The organism is Acinetobacter sp. AOR01_HL (assembly GCF_027855455.1).
Classification (GTDB): Bacteria; Pseudomonadota; Gammaproteobacteria; order Pseudomonadales; family Moraxellaceae; genus Acinetobacter; species Acinetobacter baumannii.
The window spans coordinates 1-19,213 of the sequence record NZ_JAKTIM010000059.1; the positions used below are offsets into that span (position 1 = coordinate 1).

The 19,213-nt window shown below is 39.3% G+C and carries 16 protein-coding genes and 1 pseudogene; 11 read left to right on the plus strand and 6 right to left on the minus strand.

Translation table 11 applies throughout. The features are described 5' to 3' along the window. Window positions 1-1,083 (plus strand): phosphoethanolamine transferase (locus MKL62_RS19420; RefSeq protein WP_270899804.1); only part of this gene is annotated, 1,083 nt, incomplete at its 5' end. 258 nt (window positions 1,084-1,341) lie between these two features. Here the strand turns inward: MKL62_RS19420 and MKL62_RS19425 are convergent. Then, window positions 1,342-2,544, minus strand: a complete 1,203-nt coding sequence (locus tag MKL62_RS19425) for a tyrosine-type recombinase/integrase (protein WP_002054714.1) — start codon at window positions 2,542-2,544, stop codon at window positions 1,342-1,344. A gap of 286 nt (window positions 2,545-2,830) precedes the next feature. Continuing rightward, on the minus strand, window positions 2,831-5,467 hold the full coding sequence (gene alaS, locus MKL62_RS19430) for an alanine--tRNA ligase (protein ID WP_000199457.1): 2,637 nt from the start codon (window positions 5,465-5,467) through the stop codon (window positions 2,831-2,833). A gap of 269 nt (window positions 5,468-5,736) precedes the next feature. On the opposite strand from alaS, the gene MKL62_RS19435 reads away from it, so the two are divergent. From MKL62_RS19435 to MKL62_RS19455, 5 genes are all read left to right on the plus strand, one after another. Next, window positions 5,737-6,762 carry a type I glyceraldehyde-3-phosphate dehydrogenase gene (locus MKL62_RS19435; protein ID WP_005129105.1) on the plus strand — a complete coding sequence of 342 codons (1,026 nt, stop codon included), beginning with the start codon at window positions 5,737-5,739 and terminating at the stop codon, window positions 6,760-6,762. 275 nt (window positions 6,763-7,037) lie between these two features. Then, on the plus strand, window positions 7,038-8,204 hold the full coding sequence (locus MKL62_RS19440; protein WP_000155680.1) for an ATP phosphoribosyltransferase regulatory subunit: 1,167 nt from the start codon (window positions 7,038-7,040) through the stop codon (window positions 8,202-8,204). A 64-nt stretch (window positions 8,205-8,268) separates the two neighbouring features. Next, complete coding sequence (locus tag MKL62_RS19445; protein WP_005129103.1) at window positions 8,269-9,588, plus strand: adenylosuccinate synthase; 1,320 nt, start codon at window positions 8,269-8,271, stop codon at window positions 9,586-9,588. A 121-nt stretch (window positions 9,589-9,709) separates the two neighbouring features. Further along, complete coding sequence (locus MKL62_RS19450) at window positions 9,710-10,027, plus strand: hypothetical protein (RefSeq protein ID WP_000776215.1); 318 nt, start codon at window positions 9,710-9,712, stop codon at window positions 10,025-10,027. Window positions 10,028-10,143: 116 nt separating this feature from the next. Then, entirely contained in the window at window positions 10,144-10,923 is a 780-nt protein-coding gene (locus tag MKL62_RS19455; protein WP_001034598.1) for a M48 family metallopeptidase, read from the plus strand. A 57-nt stretch (window positions 10,924-10,980) separates the two neighbouring features. Here the strand turns inward: MKL62_RS19455 and MKL62_RS19460 are convergent, their stop codons facing one another. Beyond that, window positions 10,981-12,030 carry an NADP(H)-dependent aldo-keto reductase gene (locus tag MKL62_RS19460; protein ID WP_005129100.1) on the minus strand — a complete coding sequence of 350 codons (1,050 nt, stop codon included), beginning with the start codon at window positions 12,028-12,030 and terminating at the stop codon, window positions 10,981-10,983. A 160-nt stretch (window positions 12,031-12,190) separates the two neighbouring features. Beyond that, window positions 12,191-12,898, minus strand: coding sequence for a cAMP-activated global transcriptional regulator CRP (crp, locus tag MKL62_RS19465; protein ID WP_000203217.1), 708 nt, complete (start codon window positions 12,896-12,898; stop codon window positions 12,191-12,193). Window positions 12,899-13,138: 240 nt separating this feature from the next. Between crp and MKL62_RS19470 the strand changes: the two are divergent. The 3 genes and pseudogenes from MKL62_RS19470 to MKL62_RS19480 all read left to right on the plus strand — a co-directional run bounded on the left by MKL62_RS19470 (window position 13,139) and on the right by MKL62_RS19480 (window position 14,279). Continuing rightward, window positions 13,139-13,258: pseudogene (locus MKL62_RS19470) on the plus strand (hypothetical protein). A gap of 78 nt (window positions 13,259-13,336) precedes the next feature. Further along, entirely contained in the window at window positions 13,337-13,759 is a 423-nt protein-coding gene (locus MKL62_RS19475) for an OsmC family protein (protein ID WP_001195082.1), read from the plus strand. 94 nt (window positions 13,760-13,853) lie between these two features. Further along, window positions 13,854-14,279, plus strand: coding sequence for a GNAT family N-acetyltransferase (locus tag MKL62_RS19480; protein WP_001026228.1), 426 nt, complete (start codon window positions 13,854-13,856; stop codon window positions 14,277-14,279). Here MKL62_RS19480 and MKL62_RS19485 read toward each other — a convergent pair. Continuing rightward, window positions 14,276-15,082, minus strand: coding sequence for a peptidoglycan DD-metalloendopeptidase family protein (locus MKL62_RS19485; RefSeq protein WP_025470075.1), 807 nt, complete (start codon window positions 15,080-15,082; stop codon window positions 14,276-14,278). The two genes, MKL62_RS19480 and MKL62_RS19485, sit on opposite strands and share 4 nt — an antisense overlap. A gap of 300 nt (window positions 15,083-15,382) precedes the next feature. On the opposite strand from MKL62_RS19485, the gene clpB reads away from it, so the two are divergent. Continuing rightward, a complete protein-coding gene (gene clpB / locus MKL62_RS19490; RefSeq protein WP_001210050.1) occupies window positions 15,383-17,962 on the plus strand; it encodes an ATP-dependent chaperone ClpB in 2,580 nt (859 codons plus the stop codon). A gap of 55 nt (window positions 17,963-18,017) precedes the next feature. Here the strand turns inward: clpB and MKL62_RS19495 are convergent, their stop codons facing one another. Next, complete coding sequence (locus MKL62_RS19495) at window positions 18,018-18,506, minus strand: CinA family protein (protein WP_005129096.1); 489 nt, start codon at window positions 18,504-18,506, stop codon at window positions 18,018-18,020. 268 nt (window positions 18,507-18,774) lie between these two features. Here MKL62_RS19495 and MKL62_RS19500 point away from each other — a divergent pair, with 268 nt between their 5' ends. Next, window positions 18,775-19,191, plus strand: a complete 417-nt coding sequence (locus MKL62_RS19500; protein ID WP_025470074.1) for a hypothetical protein — start codon at window positions 18,775-18,777, stop codon at window positions 19,189-19,191. Window positions 19,192-19,213: the final 22 nt, after the last annotated feature.

Below are 19,213 nucleotides of genomic sequence, written 5' to 3' on the forward strand. Positions count from 1 at the left end.
CATCGTGATTTAAAAGGGATGATTTCACCGCAAAATAGTATTTCATCGCTTATGTCTTACTATCATAAGAAGGCTCCGAAGAAAAATCTGCCTCTTGTGATATATGGACAAGATGCTCATCAAGTTCGGCGAGTACAAAAGAACCTCCCTAAGTTAATGATACTTGTTGTCGGTGAAACGGCACGTGCCGAAAGTTTCTCTCTAAATGGGTATGCAAAAAATACGAATCCGGAGCTTTCTAAACAAGATATTTTCAACTTTTCGCAAGTGAGCTCATGCGGTACGGCGACAGCTGTTTCTGTGCCATGTATGTTCTCGGGTATGCCACGTGTAGATTATGATGAGCAATTAGCTAGTCACCGCGAAGGTTTACTAGATATTGCAAAACGTGCGGGTTACCAAGTGACTTGGATTGATAATAACTCGGGTTGTAAAGGTGCATGTGATCGTGTTGAACAATACCAAATTCCAGAAAACTTAAAGAAAAAATGGTGTAAAGATGGCGAATGTTATGATGACATTCTCATTGACAGCTTAAAGCAGTATTTGTCTACTATTGCCAAAGATGATGATCGCCCACGTTTGATTGTTTTGCATCAGGTGGGTAGTCACGGGCCTGCATATTACAAGCGTGCACCTGAGGCATATCAACCCTTTAAACCCACTTGTGATACGAATGCGATACAGGGCTGTTCGCAAACCGAATTGCTAAATAGTTATGATAATACAATCGTATATACAGACCATGTATTAAGCCAAATGATTAATACTCTAAAAGAAATATCAAAATATCAGACAGGTTTATGGTATTTATCTGATCATGGCGAATCAACCGGAGAACATGGTTTATATTTACATGGTTCACCTTATGCAATCGCACCGAGCCAACAAACACATGTACCAATGATTATGTGGTTCTCTGAAAGTTGGAAACAACATAATCTTGCTCAAGTGAATTGTTTAAGCCAAAAAACTAAACAAAAGTTAAGTCAGGATAATTTATTCCCAAGTTTGTTAAGTTTGCTGGATGTAAAAACTAAGGTAGTAAATAACAAACTTGATATGTTGAGCCAATGTAAATAAATATATTTTTAATTTATATAAAACGAAGCAAAATAGACTTGTTTCGTTTTATAAAATGTATTGGTTCGTAATTAGCACACATTTTAAGATCCCTCTAAAATTATTTAATAAACCTTCGTCAGCTATGCATCAAACTTACAACAATATAATTATTCTTAAAACCCAAAGACCACCCAGATTCTTTATAGAAAGGTTCACCATATTTAATTGTATGCTCGATATAAAAGTAAACCCAATATTTCATTTCTTAATTCTCAATTATTTAGTAAGTAATTTAATTTTTTCTAACCATTTTGCATATGCTTCAGTTTGCTGGGGTAGGTACTCATAATAATCATATGTGCCTTGTTCGCCAGACATTACATGGCCAATCATGAGTTGAGCCACATCACGCGATGTAAATGCACTGAAGTTAGTTCGTGCTGTTCTTCGTAGGTCATGAAGGGACCAATGCTTCATGTAAAAGTCATGATGTCGTCTTAGGCGTTCCATTAAGTAGGCTGGCAATGAATTTGAAGAACCATGGCTCATAGGGGTTGCTTCACTGTCATTAGTTAAGAAGTACTCACATGAGCTATAGTCGAAAGCTTCGACAATTAATGCCTCCATTTCAGGTAAAATAGGGCGAATGATTTCACGGCCAGTTTTCTTACCAGTCTTATTATTTACTACAGGAACAACCCATACTTTTCTTTTTAAATCGAAATCTGTCTTTTTAGCTTTTCTGAGTTCGCCATTTCTACAACCAAACATTAAACATAGTTTTAGGAAAATTTTGTTTTTAGGCAAAATATTTGATTCTTCAATAGCCATCAAAACCATTTTGATTTCTTCATCAGAAAGAAATCTGGTTCCTCTATTTCTCTCAATGCCCAAATCTTCCTTGGCATAAATGTCGGATAAAACATTTACTTCAAGTAACTGTCTTTTTTTAGCCCACTTAAGGACCTGTTTTGCATTCGTTAAAACCCGATCTGCGATAGAAGGTACTTCATCAGCTAGTTCTTCAAGTAAAGCTAACCATTGTTGCAATGTAATTCTGTCAACTGGTAAATCGCCAACTTCGGGAATTACGTGTTGCTCAAAGGTATTCTTAATTTGTTGGGCAGAAGTTTTCTTCTTCAGGCAATAACTTTCATACCAATCATTAAAAACTTCTTCAAATGTGCTTGCATCGATATATTTTTGCTGCTGTACACGAACTTCAACTTTAGGGTTCATTCCTTTATCTAAAAGCGACCGCATTTCACCAGCTTTAATGCGTGCATCTTTGAGTGACATATGAGGGTAGGTGCCCAGATCTAAGCGTTCGGCTTTTCCAGCAAAACGGTACCGAAGCTGAAAAACAATTTTCCCTTTAGGTGAGATCCTGACACTCATTGAGTCCCGATCTGCTATTTCTTCAACTTTATCACGTGCCTTGCCGTTATTAGCTTTCAGCCACACTTCAGTTAAAGCCATAGTCCACCTGTGTACATAATTTTGGTCAAGTAAGAGATAAGTGCGAATATGTACACGTATGTGTACATAATTGATAGGGCTTATTCTGTCCTAAAATGTCTTAGTGTGTCTATATTAAAAATGGGGGAAATATTGAGAAATAAGGCTTTTATTGTAGTTTTTGTCTTAGTGTGTCTTGGAGTGGCTAAATGGCATTAATTCTTTTGAACGATTAATGCCATAGTTGTTCCATATAAGCCATGACCCTGAGAGGCTTGTCAGGGTCAGTTACACAAAAAGTGAAGTCTTATTTTTGTTCAAGCCAAGCAGGTAATGCTGCCATAACTTGTCCAAACTTCTCGTTAAGTGGCGCGCCACCTTGTGCTAAGTCAGGTTTACCACCACCTTTACCACCTAACTCGGTCGCTAAATGTTTGATGATGTCACCTGCTTTTAGATTTGCAGTGTATTGCGACGCGACTGATGCAAGCAGGCTGACTTTGTCACCCTCTACACCTGCTAACACAATCACTGCGTTCTCTAATTTTGATTTTACACTGTCATGTAAGTTGCGAAGCGCTTTGGCATCAACACCCTGAACAGTAGTAATAAGCGTTTGACGACCAGCAATAGTTTGAACTTGGTCAATCAAATCAGCCGCTTGGAAGTTTGCCAATTTTTGGTTGAGTTGTTCAATCTGCTTTTGTAATGCAGAAACCAATTCTACATTGGCTTGTACACGCTCAACCGTTTGGTCTTTCTGTGCTTTTAATAAGCTATTAATGTGCTGAATATCATGATCAGCTTTTTGTACTACTTCTAATGCTTTAGTACCGGTCACTGCTTCAATACGACGTACGCCGGCAGCTACACCACCTTCAGAAGTGATTTTGAATAAACCAATATCACCTGTACGTTTTACGTGAATACCGCCACAAAGTTCGATTGAGAAGTTTTTCTCGTCAATGACTGAGCCCATAGAGAGCACACGAACTTCATCACCGTATTTCTCACCGAACAACATCATTGCACCTTTTGCTTTCGCAGTTTCAATGTCGAGTAGTTCAGTTGTTACGGCAGTATTTGCAATGATTTCAGCATTTACCAGACGTTCAACCTGTTGTAGTTGTTCAAATGACACAGGTTGGTCATTTGCAAAGTCAAAACGTAAGATATCACTTGCAACCAAAGAGCCTTTTTGTTGTACATGCGAACCTAAAATTTGACGAAGGGCAGCATGCAACAAGTGAGTTGCTGAGTGGTTACGCGCAGTAGCTTCACGAATGTCTGCTTTAACAATCGCTTCTACATTTTGACTGGTTTTAAGGTTACCAACAGTCACAATACCTTGATGAACAAAGGCACCACCAGACTTTTTCGTGTCCTGAACTTCAAAAATACCTGTTTCGTTTTTGAAGATACCAGTATCACCAATCTGACCACCGCTTTCAGCATAGAAAGGAGTTTGGTTTAGAACGATAAGTGCTTCGTCACCTTCAGAAACTTCATCAACTTGTACGCCATCTTTATAGATCGCTACAATCTGGCCTTGACCGGTTGTGTTGGTATAACCGTCGAATTGAGTTTCGCCTTCAACTTTTACAATGTTGTTATAGTCAACGGCAAATTTACCAGCATCACGCGCACGTTGACGCTGTGCAGCCATTTCAACTTCAAAACCTGCTTCATCAATAATAAAGCCACGTTCACGTGCAATATCAGCAGTTAAATCTGTTGGGAAACCATAAGTATCGTAAAGTTTAAATACAGTCGCACCCGGAATAGTTTTGTCTTTTAACTGAGCAAGTTCTCCTTCAAGAAGTTTTAAACCTTGCTCTAAGGTTTTAGCAAACTGCTCTTCTTCACGAATTAATGTTGCTTCAATGACTTCACGGCGAGCTTCTAACTCAGGATAAGCCTGTCCCATTACTTCAATTAATGGTTGCAACATTTTGTAGAAGAACGTACCTGTTGCGCCAAGCTTGTTACCGTGACGGACAGCACGGCGGATAATACGACGTAATACATAACCACGTCCTTCATTACTTGGGTTTACACCATCAGCAATTAAGAAGCAGCAAGAGCGGGCATGGTCTGCAACTACACGTAAAGAAGGCTGACCTTCATCTTCAATACCAATGATGTTTGCAGCAGCTTTTAATAAATGTTGGAACAAGTCAATGTCATAGTTTGAATTAACATGTTGCAATACGGCAGAAATACGTTCTAACCCCATACCTGTATCGACAGATGGAGCAGGGAGTGGGTGAAGTACGCCATCAGCAGTACGGTTAAACTGCATGAAAACGTTGTTCCAGATTTCAATGAAACGGTCACCGTCTTCTTCAGGTGAACCAGGTAAACCACCCCAAATGTGTTCACCGTGGTCGAAGAAAATTTCTGAACATGGACCGCAAGGACCTGTATCACCCATTGCCCAGAAGTTATCTGATGCGTATTTTTCGCCTTTGTTATCACCAATACGGATAATACGTTCTGGTGCTAGGCCGATTTCTTTATTCCAGATGTCATAAGCTTCGTCATCAGTATGGTAAACCGTGACATAAAGTTTATCTTTCGGTAAAGCAAGCCATTGTTCGCTAGTTAAAAATTCCCATGCGAACTTGAGAGCATCACGTTTGAAATAGTCACCAAATGAGAAGTTACCCAACATTTCAAAGAATGTATGGTGACGAGCTGTATAACCAACATTATCTAAATCGTTATGTTTACCGCCTGCACGTACACATTTTTGTGATGTTGTTGCACGTACATAATCACGTTTTTCAAGACCTAAAAAACAGTCTTTAAACTGGTTCATCCCAGCATTTGTAAATAATAAAGTTGGGTCGTTGGCAGGAACAAGAGAACTCGATGCAACACGTGTATGCCCTTGCGTTTCAAAGTAGCGCAAAAATGCTTCACGAATTTCAGCAGATGTCATTAAACGAGTACTCACAACCAAGTCACTCCATATTTTCGAATTTGGCTAAAAGCATCACCACAAGTTTATTTGTTCACAAAACTCGCATGTGATACGGGGCTTATTTTTAAAAAACGCTAAATTGTAACGGAAAAACCCCACCGAACCAACGATTTTAGAGGGAATATCTTACAAAACTGTGATTTGGCTAAAAATCTATATTCAATTAGCCATGACGTGTTTTACTATATACCTTCTTTCGCTTCTCGTTTTGTAGATAAGGATAGGTCATGCAACGTATCGCCATTAATGGGTTTGGCCGGATTGGACGTAATGTTTTACGTGCCTGGTTTGAGAGCCCGAAACAATTTCATTTTGAAATCGTGGCGATTAACGATATAGCAGATGTACATACACTGGTACATTTATTCAAATATGACTCAACCCATGGTCGTTTTAATGGCAAGGTTGATATCACCATTGAAAATGAAAAGATTTATTTAAATATTCAATCTAACCAGAGACTCTTAAAGGTTGAAGTTTTGCAGCAAAAACAGCCAGAACTTTTACCGTGGGCAAGTTTAAAGATTGATGTTGTACTTGAGTGTACAGGTTTATTCCGCTCCCATGCTGATGCTACCCGCCATTTAGAAGCAGGGGCTAAAAGGGTCATTATTGGCGCTGCGCCTTTTGATCATGTTGATGCTGCAATTGTTTATGGTGTTAACCATGCTGATGTGAAAGCGACTGATCAGATTATATCGAGTGTGTCATGTACGACACAGGCTTTAGTTCCACTGGTTAAAATCATTGATGATGCATTTGGCATAGAAACAGCGCTTATGACGGAAATTCATGCGGTAACAGCAGATCAGTCTGTGCTTGATCATGCGCATCGTGATTTGCGTCGTGCTCGAGCTTCTGGGCAAAATATTATCCCGACTACCTCTAGTGCGCTCGGTGCTTTAAAGCGTGTGATGCCAAAAATGGAAGATCGTATTGATGGTTACTCAATTCGGGTACCTACCATTAATGTAGCGGCAATTGATTTAACGTTTATCGCGCAATCTCCAATTACGGTCCATCATATTAATGAATTGCTGATTAAAGCATCTCAAACAGATTATGCAGAAATTATGGCTGTAACAGATGAACCATTAGTTTCAAGTGATTTTAATCATTCGCCCTATTCACTTATTGTTGATTTAACTCAAACCATGGTTGTTGGACATCAAGCCAAAGTATTTGTTTGGTATGATAATGAGTGGGGCTATGCAAATCGTTTATTGGATTTGTGTGATTCTTTTAAAAGTTAAATTTGGTTAATTGGAAACCGGGTGATAGTTCAGTTATTGCCCCATTCTTTGGTCTAAGAACTTTTATTGATAATGGAAGTCAAAAACAATAAGTCTTTGAATATTATTTTTAATTCATAGAGTCTACTTTTTGACTTTAGAGTTTATTAAGAAAGATTTATGCAAATTGTCAGGTGCATGGCACAAAGTATCATGCTACACTAAGAGAAATCGGGTGTGTTCCCGATTTTTTTATGTGGGGTCGTTCCACGTTGATCAGATTTTAGGCTTGAAATATGACCATTTCAGAGACATGGTTGCTGCCTGACGGGGTAGCAGATGTATTGCCGGAACAGGCGCAAGTCATTGAAAAACTTCGCCGTGAAGCTATAGATTTCCTCGCAGTACGAGGTTATCAACTGGTATATACACCATTTATCGAATACATCGAATCGTTGTCTTCATTATCAGAATCAAATCAAGACCTGGATTTAGTAACTTTTAAGGTGATTGACCAGCTTTCAGGCCGTTTACTCGGTATCCGTGCTGATATGACACCGCAAGTTGCACGTATTGATGCACATGTAAGACCTGTTGAAGGTGTTGCACGTTACTGTTACGCAGGGACTGTATTACATACAAAACCACAAAATTTCAATGCGACTCGCGCACCTTTACAATTAGGCGCAGAGTTATATGGGCACGATAGTATTGAAGCTGATGTCGAAATGGTCGACGTGATGCTTGGTTTGATTGAAAATGCCTATACTTTACAAGGCGCACATTTAGACTTAGGGCATGTAGGCCTATTTCGTAGCTTAGTAAAATATGCGGGTCTTTCTAAAAATGAAGAGCATGAGTTATCTGATCTTTATCAAAGAAAAGCATTGCCTGAGTTAGCTGAATTTACCCAAAATTTAAATATGGGTTCAGATTTCTATGCACTTGGCCGTTATGCAAGTGATTTAGATGCCTTACAAGCGCATTTAAGTGCAGATATTTTAAAAGATGCTGAATTTGATGCTGCATTAAATGCACTTAAAACCACTCTCGAACAGATTAAAAACCGTTGGCCAGCACTTAATGTTGGAATTGACGTGGTTGAACTTCGCAGTTACCACTACCACACTGGTTTGATGTATGCAGTTTATGCACCAAATCGTGCCGCACCTTTAGCGCAAGGTGGCCGTTATGATGGTATTGGGGAACACTTCGGTCGTGCACGTCCGGCTACCGGTTTTAGTTGTGATTTATATGCTTTAGGTGCGAACCAGTTTGCCGAAATCGAAACTGTAGTGGCACCTAAAGGTACAGAAGCTGATTTACTTAAAGCAATTGCGAATGCGCGTTCAGAGGGTTTACGTGTAGTTCAATTGTTAGGTAATGATGATTTAAGTTCTATTCCTTATGCAACACATCAATTGGTATTGCAAAACGGACAATGGAATATTGAAAAGATTTAAACGCCAGCAGTAAGTTTTTTACTGATGGTTTCCAATTTTAACAGCATGATGTAATGAGGCTATTATGGGCAAAAATGTTGTGGTACTTGGTACCCAATGGGGCGACGAAGGTAAAGGTAAAATCGTCGACCTGCTCACAGATCAGGCGGCTGCGGTAGTACGTTATCAAGGCGGACATAACGCAGGTCATACTCTTGTCGTAGGTGGTAAAAAGACTGTATTACACCTCATTCCATCAGGCATTTTACGTGAAAACGTATTGTGCTTAATTGGCAATGGCGTGGTGCTTTCACCAGCAGCATTAATTGAAGAAATGGGAATTTTGGAAGCTGAGGGTGTTCCGGTTAAGGAGCGTCTACGCATTTCTCCAAACTGTCCACTTATTTTGCCTAACCACATTGCTCTTGATCAGGCACGTGAGAAGAAACGTGGTAACGCTAAAATCGGTACTACAGGTCGTGGTATCGGCCCTGCGTACGAAGATAAAGTTGCGCGCCGTGCAGTGCGTGTTGCTGACCTTGTTCGTGGTGGTGCAGCGTTAGAAGAAAAACTAACCGAAATGCTAGAGTTACATAACTTCCAATTGACTCAGTTCTACGGTGTAGAAGCGGTTAAATTTGAAGACGTATTGGCTCTTTGCAACGAATGGCGTGAAGTTCTTGCTCCATTAGTGATTGACGTAACTAAAGTATTACATGACTACCGCAAAGAAGGTAAGGCTGTAATGTTTGAAGGCGCTCAAGGTTCACTTCTAGACATCGACCACGGTACTTATCCGTATGTTACCAGCTCAAATACAACTGCTGGTGGTGTAAGTTCTGGTTCAGGTATGGGTCCTTTACATCTTGATTATGTATTAGGTATTACGAAAGCTTATACAACACGTGTAGGTGCTGGTCCGTTCCCAACTGAATTGGTTTACGATGCTGCGAGTGATTCTGGTGACCCAATTGGTAAACATTTGGGTACTGTGGGTCATGAGTTCGGTGCTTCTACTGGTCGTCAACGTCGTTGTGGTTGGTTTGATGCTGAAATCTTACGCCGTTCTGTAGATGTAAACTCACTTTCAGGTATTTGCTTAACTAAACTTGACGTTTTAGATGGTTTAGAAGAAGTGAAAATCTGTGTGGGTTATGAAAATACAGATTCAGGTTGTGTAGGTTCTTCTGATGCGGTTTCTTTCGAATGCTTGAAACCAATTTATGAAACTATGCCAGGTTGGAGCGAGTCAACTGTTGGTTTAACGAGCATTGACCAATTACCTGCAAATGCTTTGGCTTATGTAAAACGTATTGAACAATTAATCGAATGTCCGATTGATATCGTTTCAACTGGTCCAGACCGTGCAGAAACAATCATTTTACGTCATCCATTCTCTGCGTAATTCGCAAAGATAAAAATAGCCTCCTAAAAGGGGGCTTTTTTATACCCTACTAAAGTGCAGTTTTGGTTTGGTTCGATTCAGATTAAAACATGATATATAGTTCAGGAATCATAGGCTCAGGATGAAGCTGCAACCCACTATTTCAAAAACCATTTTTTATTCTTTTTTATTTGCTATAGGTGGTTCACCCACATTAGCAATGCTGATTATCTATGGTCAAAATTATAATCCGGACTTCTTCATGACGGCATTTATGAGTCTTTCTGTCCTGATAGCTTGTGTCCTCATCCCTGTTGTTCTCATACAAAACAGTTATTTACTCTGGAAGAGGAAAAATCCTAATCTTGAAGAGAAAGTTAAGACTTTAAGTCACGTTTATCTTGGTTTAAACATAATATGTTTAATATTCTGGATTTATTTGATGACTTTATCTAATTGACCGTTACATAAATACTATGATCGTGAAGAAATGAGAGATTTAAAGCGTGAGTGGTATTTCTTATAATAAGTGCAAAAGAATAAACAGTTTTTTAACGATTTAGGTGACCCATGTTAATGAATAAAAAGTTCGTTCTAAGCTTGTGCGCAGCAGGTGCAGTAACAATTTCTGGTTGTGCCACAATGGCTGATATGGCAGGTGCAGATACCGCAACCTTAAATGCTCAATCTGCGCAAAGTTTCAATAAAATGGTGCAGGAAGCGCGTGGTAAAGGTGCTTTAGATACAAGCTCAAGTACCTATAACCGTATTAATGCGGTTTTTAACCGTTTAAAACCTTATGCGAATCAAATGAATCAGACAGGCCAGCCATTTAGTTGGCAATTGGCTGTATTGAAGTCAGATACGATTAACGCTTACGTTGCACCTGGTGGCAAGGTCGTGTTCTACACAGGTATTGTAAATAAACTGAACTTGACTGATGCTGAAATTGCAGCAGTTATGGGCCATGAAATGACTCACGCCTTGGAAGAGCATGCAAAAAGTAAAATTGGCGCTCAAGCTTTAACTGATTTAGCGTTAAATATTGGTTTAAGTCAGATTAATGGTGGTAATGTGAGTCAACTAGGCGCGGCTGCGGCTCAGTTAGGCACACAAGTAGGTGTGGGTCTGCCATATTCTCGTAGTTTGGAAAGCCGTGCTGACCAAGGTGGTTTAATGCTAATGGCGCGTGCAGGTTATAACCCGAATGCAGCGATTACGCTTTGGGAAAAAATGAACAAGCTTGAAGGCAGTGGATCATCTTTCTTGTCTACTCACCCATCAAACGCTCAACGTATTAATGACATGCGTAAGAATTTACCTGCGGCATTAGCTATTTATAATGGTCGTAAGTAAGTTTTAACACTTATAGAACTGATGTTAAAAACGGATGCTTGACATCCGTTTTTGTTTTTAAGGAGCAGGATTAGGCTGTTGTATATGAATAGCCTCAATGCCTTGTAAAATCTCTGGTGAAAGCTCGATTTCAAAAGCTTGGATATTTTCTTTGAGCTGATCCAAATTGGTTGCACCAATAATCGTACTCGTCACAAAAAATTGCTGCTTAATAAAAGCCAGAGCCAATTGAGTTAGGCTTAAACCATGTTTTTCAGCAAGCTGTGCATATTGTTCAGTTGCCCATTCACTTTGCGGGTTGCTGTATCTGCTAAAGCGAGGGAAGAGTGTAACGCGGGCATTGGCTGGTCGAGCCCCATTTCTAAATTTTCCAGTTAAATAACCGAAAGCAAGAGGAGAGTATGCAAGTAACCCTACACCCTCATATTTGGCAATTTCTGACATACCGATTTCATAGGTGCGATTAAGCAGACTATACGGATTTTGCACACTCACAAATTTACTCACACCTAAATTTTCAGCAAGCTGAAGAAACTTCATGGTGCCCCACGGTGTTTCATTAGATAAGCCGATGTAACGAATGCGGCCTTGATTAATCTCTTTTTGGAGAGCGAGTAATGTTTCTTCTAAGGGAGTAGTGTCATAATCATTTTGAGCTTGCTGATTACCATAAGCGAGCGTTCCAAAGAAGTTGGTATGGCGTTCAGGCCAATGTAATTGATAAAGATCAATATAATCAGTTTGTAAGCGTTTGAGAGAGCCATCAATTGCTTGTGAAATATGTTCACTATTAAACTTGGTATGGCCTTCTCGAATATGGGTTCCACCAAAACCAGGACCTGCAATTTTTGAAGCAAGGAATACTTTATCGCGCTGACCATGCTGTGCAAACCAATTGCCTAAGATGGTTTCGGTTGCTCCATATGTTTCTGGCTTAGGAGGGACGGAATACATCTCTGCCGTATCCCAAAAATATAAACCGTGTTCTAAAGCGTAATTGAGTTGTTCGAAAGCTTCTTGTTGAGTATTTTGCTCACCAAATGTCATGGTACCTAAGCAAATTTCAGGAAGGTTAATGCCAGTGTGACCAAGTGGTTTAAATTGCATACTGCGAAATCCTTAAGAAATTTTAAGTTAGCCTAACGGAGAATATGTATTCAACTTAAATCATAAAAACAGAATAGTTTGTAAGCTTTGTGTATTAACTCATTGTTGCATATAAAAAAAGCAAACCGAAGTTTGCTCTTTATTCAATAATTACGAGTAATTATTCTTCGTCATCATAGTCTTCGTCAGTGACTGGGGTTTCTTCTAATGAAGTATCAAAAATTAGAATAGCTTTACCGTCAGTTTGAATCATACCTTGATCTTCTAAGGTCTTTAATACACGGCCAACCATTTCTCGTGAACACCCGACAATGCGTCCAATCTCTTGTCGAGTAATACGAATTTGACGGCCATTCGGCAAGATCATTGCTTCTGGTTGTGAAGATAGGTCGATTAAGCAACGCGCAATACGACCTGACACATCAATAAATGCAAGATCGGTCATTTTACGAGTTGTATTTTTTAAACGACGAACGAGTTGCGCGAAAACGGCATAGCTGAGATCTGGATACTGTTTGCTCAGTTCGTGGAAGTTGTCATATGAAATTTCTGCAATTTCACAGACATCACGGGTACGAACTTCAGCTGTACGTTGAGGGTTCGGTTCGAAAAGCCCCATTTCCCCAAAGAAGTCACCAGGATTCAAATATGCCACAACAATTTCACGTTCATCGTCTTCACGTAAAATAATTGAAACTGAGCCTTTTAAAATTAAATATAAAGATTTTGACTCTGTTCCGGCATCAACAATTGTGGTTCGTTTTGGATATCTGTTGATGTGAGCACGTTTTAACAATGCTTTAACGGATTCAGGTAGTTGCCCCGGAGATAAAGCATCTGTGCTGAGTTGTGAAAAATTTGAAGTCATGCTTGATATGTTCCGAATAGGGTAAACAATTCACACAAGCTCGAGATGAGCTATTACACAGAAGAGATGAAATTCCTTATCAACTCATTTTATGTTAGTGTACAAAACAAGGGTCTGTTGACATTTCACAGATGGTTGCGACATAAGACAATTTTTCTGGACGTTACGAAGCAAGAACTATGGAATTTAGTCATTCTAAATCAATAGAGCTTAACAACGAAACGAACAAAAAATCTGGCCTTGCGCTGCATCAAAGATGCTTTAATTGCACCTCAGATTCCGGCTGAAATTTAACAAACTTTATTACAAAACTGGACAAAGGATTGCCCTTGTCTGTGTTTTGCGTTTTATTTGGATTAATTTTTAGCTATTACGCAATCCATAGATGAAATGTCAACAGACCCTGCTTAAATTTATAATTTTTTTTGGGTAGTTGCAATGCAAACAAGTGTACATTGGCTAGAGAATGTTGCTTTTGAAGCGAAATCAGAGAGCGGTCATAGTGTAGTGATGGATGGCTCACCTGAGTACGGTGGTGAAAACCGTGGACCACGTCCTATGGAGTTGATATTAATGGGACTTGGTGGGTGTGCTTCGTTTGATATTGTGACTATTTTAAAGAAATCCCGTCAAGATGTGACGAATGTCGTATGTCAGCTTAAAGCTGAGAGAGCAGATGCAATTCCGGCAGTTTTCACCAAGATCCATTTACACTTTGTAGTGACAGGTAAAGCTGTAAAAGAAAAACAGGTCGCAAAAGCAGTAGAGCTATCAGCTGAGAAATATTGTTCAGCAAGTAAAATGCTTTCAGATGGTGGCGTAGAAATTACTCACGATTTTGAGATTATTGAAGCAGCATAATTTTATTTGTGAATGCCTAAAAAATAAAAAAGCTAACAGTCATGTTGGCTTTTTTTATGATAAGAATAATTAAAAAATAAAAGGAGAGAGTTAAGTGAATATCCGTTTAGCACAATGGGAAGATACCGAGACCATATGTTATTTACTTAAACAAATGGGATATTCACAGCCTTTAAAAGTGGTTCAGGAACAATTTCAAATACTAAGTAAAGATCCTAATGCGATTATGTTGGTCGCAGCTGACGATTTAAAAGTGTATGGAGTTTTATCGCTTTATTTTATTCCACAAATTGCCTTACAAGGTGACTTTGCCAAAATATGTTATCTATGTGTTGACGAGAAGATGCGTAGTAAAGGAGTGGGGCATTTGCTTGTACAAGAAGCAGAACGGTTAGCGAAGCAACGTGGTTGTGACCGAATGGAACTTCATTCGGGGATACAAAGACCTTTGGCACATCAATTTTACCTAAGAGAAGGCTATGTCGAAGCGCCAAAGTACTTTCGTAAAGTTTTAAATTAATGAGTCGTATTTAAAAAAAGTTGAGGGTCTACCCGTGCATTGTTAAGGCTCATTCCCCAATGTAAATGGGGGCCTGTGACACGTCCTGTTTTACCGACTAGACCTAAAGTTTCCCCTTGACGAATATGCTGGCCTTTTTCTACTTTTATCTCGCTTAAATGGCAAAACATACTAATTAAGCCTTGGCCGTGATCGATTAATACAGTTTGTCCATTAAAAAAATAATGACCTGTTTGAACGACTACACCGTCTGCTGGAGCAACTACTTTTTGGCCTATTGGTGCTGGAATGTCTAGACCTGAGTGTGGAGCACGTTCTTCACCATTAAAAAAGCGTTTTCTTCCAAAAGAATTGGTAAATTTACCAGAAGTTGGGCGTATAAATTTTGGTAAGGCTTGCCACGAACTTTGCGTAAATGAACTATAAACATCATTTTGTTCTTTAGCTTCTTGAGCGTAACGGTCTAATTGACTTTGATTGGGATTTACATAGTCTTGATTGGTAACTTTAAGGCGTTGCTCAGCATATGGATAAGATTTAACTTCTATTTGAATAGGGGCTTTATTGGTTTCGAGTTGAACACTACCAAGTGGAGTAGATAACGGAATACCGAAAACAGCATAACGCTGCTGTCCTTCTTGGCTAATTAAAACCGGTTTGTGTTGAAAAGTGACCTGAGTAATCTCCGAAGTTAAAGGAATAACTGCAATACCACCGGGTCTTCTTGAATCTTGGGGTAACTCCGCCATTGCTAGAGTCGAGCTGAAAAGACAAGTTGTTAATATAATATGTTTTAAGCGCATTTTTAATTTCAAAAAAAGGATGGAATTGGCAAGATAAATTAATTCTTAATTCGGGAATTCTCAATGAAGTCTTTGTGAAGACCATAAAATAGATGAGAGTAAATATAAATATTCAAGATATTTAATAAAATGTAGCCGAAGTGTACTTGAAATATATACAAAACAAACCCATATTATAATCGAGTTTTACTCGCAGTATTTTTTATAACTTAATGAAAAATATATAAAAATTTATTTGAAATCCGAAAAAGTGTTCCCATCTATTACACAAGTACGAATTTGTTGTGAGGAATAACAAGAATGCGATTTGAAAAATTTACGAACCGCTTGCAGCAAGCCCTCTCAGATGCTCAATCCTTAGCGATGGGTAAAGACCATACAGCTATAGCAGGTATTCATATTTTGAGTACTTTATTGGAAGAGCCGTCCAATATTAGTTTGTTGCAACAAGCAGGTGCACGGTTACCTGAACTTAAACAAAAGCTAGAGCAGGCTTTAAAAGATGCTCCGACTATTGCTAACCCGACGGGCGATGTCAATTTAAACCCAGAAGCAGTTAAAGCACTCAACTTGGCAGATCGATACGCGCAAAAAGCTGGCGATGAATTTTTGTCAACTGACTGGGTTTTATTGGGCTTGGCAGAAACTGGTGAAACAAAAAATATTTTAAGTGCCGTAGGTGTAACTCCCGACAGCTTACGCAAAGTAATTGAAAATATTCGAGGTAGTGACAAAGTCATGAGTAATAATCACGAAGACCAACGTGACTCACTTAATAAATATACGATTGATTTAACCGAGCGGGCTTTATCGGGGAAACTTGATCCGGTGATTGGGCGTGATGATGAGATCCGCCGTACCATTCAGGTCTTGTCACGCCGTACTAAAAATAACCCAGTACTCATTGGTGAACCTGGGGTAGGTAAAACCGCTATTGTTGAAGGTTTGGCACAACGTATTGTCAATGGTGAAGTACCAGAAGGCTTAAAGAATAAACGTGTTTTATCGTTAGATTTAGGTTCATTGCTTGCTGGTGCTAAGTATCGTGGTGAGTTTGAAGAACGTTTAAAAGCTGTTTTAAAAGATTTGGCGAAACACGAAGGCGAAATCATCTTATTCATTGACGAGTTACATACACTCGTTGGTGCTGGTAAAGGTGACGGCGCAATGGATGCAGGTAATATGTTAAAACCTGCGTTGGCTCGTGGTGAGTTGCGCTGTGTGGGTGCAACAACCTTAGATGAATATCGCCAATACATTGAAAAAGATGCAGCCTTGGAGCGTCGTTTCCAAAAAGTACTGGTCGATGAACCAAGTGTAGAAGATACAATTGCGATTTTACGTGGTCTGAAAGAAAAGTATGCGACTCACCATGGCGTACAGATTTTAGACTCAGCGATTATTGCTGCGGCGAAAATGTCTCATCGTTATATTACAGACCGTCAATTACCGGACAAGGCGATTGACCTGATTGATGAGGCAGCTTCTCGTATTAAGATGGAAATCGATTCTAAGCCAGAAGCACTTGATAAACTTGACCGCCGTTTAATCCAGTTGAAAATGCAATTGGAAGCGGTGAAAAAAGATGAAGACGCAGGCAGTAAGGCCGAAGTTACTCATCTTGAAAAACAGATCGCTGAAGTCGAGAAAGAATACAACGATCTGGAAGAAGTGTGGAAAGCTGAGAAAACACTGGTAGAAGGCACTAAACAAGCTCAGGTTGAACTTGATAAAGCACGTATTGCTTTTGAAAAAGCTCAACGTGAAGGCGATTTGGCAGAAGCAGCACGTTTGCAATATGGTGTAATTCCAGAGTTGCAAAAACAACTTGAACAAGATGAAGTTGCTGAAGAAAACGAAGAGCCAAAACTCATTCGTACAAAAGTAACTGAAAATGAAATTGCCGAAGTCGTTAGTGCTGCAACAGGTATTCCGGTTGCTAAAATGATGCAAGGCGAGCGTGAAAAACTCCTTCATATGGAAGAGTTCTTGCATGACCGTGTTGTAGGGCAAGATGAAGCAGTCGTTGCGGTATCGAATGCTGTTCGCCGTTCACGTGCCGGTTTGTCTGACCCGAATCGTCCTAGCGGATCATTCTTGTTCTTAGGACCAACAGGTGTTGGTAAAACTGAGTTGACTAAAGCTTTAGCTAACTTCTTGTTTGACAGTGATGATGCCATGATTCGTATCGATATGAGTGAATTCATGGAGAAACATTCTGTCAGCCGTTTAGTTGGTGCGCCTCCGGGTTACGTAGGTTACGAAGAGGGTGGTGTTTTAACCGAAGCTGTTCGCCGTAAACCATATAGCGTAGTGTTGTTTGATGAGGTTGAAAAAGCGCATCCAGATGTCTTCAATATCTTGCTACAAGTGTTAGACGATGGACGCTTAACCGACTCACAAGGTCGTGTAGTGGACTTTAAAAACACGGTTATTGTGATGACATCGAACTTGGGTTCACAAGATGTACGTGAACTTGGTGAAGGTGCAACTGATGATGAAGTGCGTACCATTGTAATGAATGCGGTAAGTCAGCATTTCCGTCCGGAGTTTATTAACCGGATTGATGAGCTGGTGATTTTCCATTCACTCAAAAAAGCACAGATTCGTGGCATTGCCGATATTCAGTTGGACCGCTTACGCTCACGACTTGTTGATCGTGATATGAGTTTAACTGTAGATGACAGTGCATTTGACTTATTGATTGACGCTGGTTTTGACCCTGTATACGGAGCGCGTCCATTGAAACGTGCAATTCAACAACAGGTTGAAAATACACTAGCTCAAAAAATCTTGTCAGGTGACTTTGTTGCGGGTGATACCATTTTAGTTAAAGGCGAAAATGGTCACTTAGTGTTTGATAAGCTGAAACTCAGCTAAGTTTTTCTGCTAAAACCGAAAAGAGAATATGGAAACATATTCTCTTTTTTTATATTTAACTTTTATGCTGATTTGAAGATATAAGCGCAATAATTGAGTCTGCTACTTTCTGTGTGAGAGTTTTAAGTTTTTGTTCGGCATGACCTGATAAAAAATAATGGTAATGATAAACACGTCCTAGATAAGAAATACAGATAAAGAAAGTACCTACAGGTTTTTCCGTAGTTTCACTTCCGCCAGGTTTTAATAAACCTGTGCAGCTCACAACAATGTCAGCTTGTTGAAATAGGGTTTGACCAAGCCTGCACATTTCTTCAGTTACTTGTGGCGATTCTGCTGTGTAGGTTTCAATTAACTTTGGATCAACTTTTAAAACACTGATTTTAATACTGGGGTCATAACTGACTAATCCACCCAGTAAAATATCAGCACCACTATTTTTATGAATCGAAAACTGACTGGTTAAGTAACCTGAACTGGCACTTTCAATAAATGCGATTTTAAGTAAACGGTCTTCTAATAACTGACAGCATTGCTGAAGCATTATTCCACCTCGTATGGTGTTTATTTATGAATAAATCTAACTACAAATAAATTATAAAATCACGTTAAGTGATCTAAGGGTATGGTTCAAGTCTAAGATAAAAAACTATAAAACTATTTGAATATTCACAAAAAGCCTGTGAAGAATTTCAGGTTTTAAAATGATCAATGCTAATTATCGGGAAGTTTCTTTATAACATTGCGACAAGGTTAAAAACTTGTTAGTTTGATTCGATATAACAAACAATAACAATTTTAGGATGAACATGATGAACAATAAGCAAGGGTGTGTGCTGGGAGTTTTAAGTTGTATAGCGGTATTACCGACGAATCTATGGGCTGCACAGCCTATGAATGAAAGTGCGCTTGCAACTCAAACAGGAGCAGTAACGGCAGCTCTACCCGTAATTATTGCGAAAGCTCAAGATGATGCGAAGAAGCCAGAAATAGAGCAACGTCAAGTTCGGCAAACACTAGGGGATAACTATTTACAGCAGGTTCGATGGAATTCACTGCGCACAAGTGTGTTATCGCCTTATCAAGAACAAAAGCAAAATCAGGTCATTGATGGAAAAGAGAAGAAAAAGTTAGAAATGGTTGCTCTGCCAGAAAGAGCTGATCGTTTTACGCGTTATGATTTTGAGTCAAAGAATGTACATGGTGAAGTTATCATTACCGTGAAGTAATGATAACTTCCTTTTTCAAATT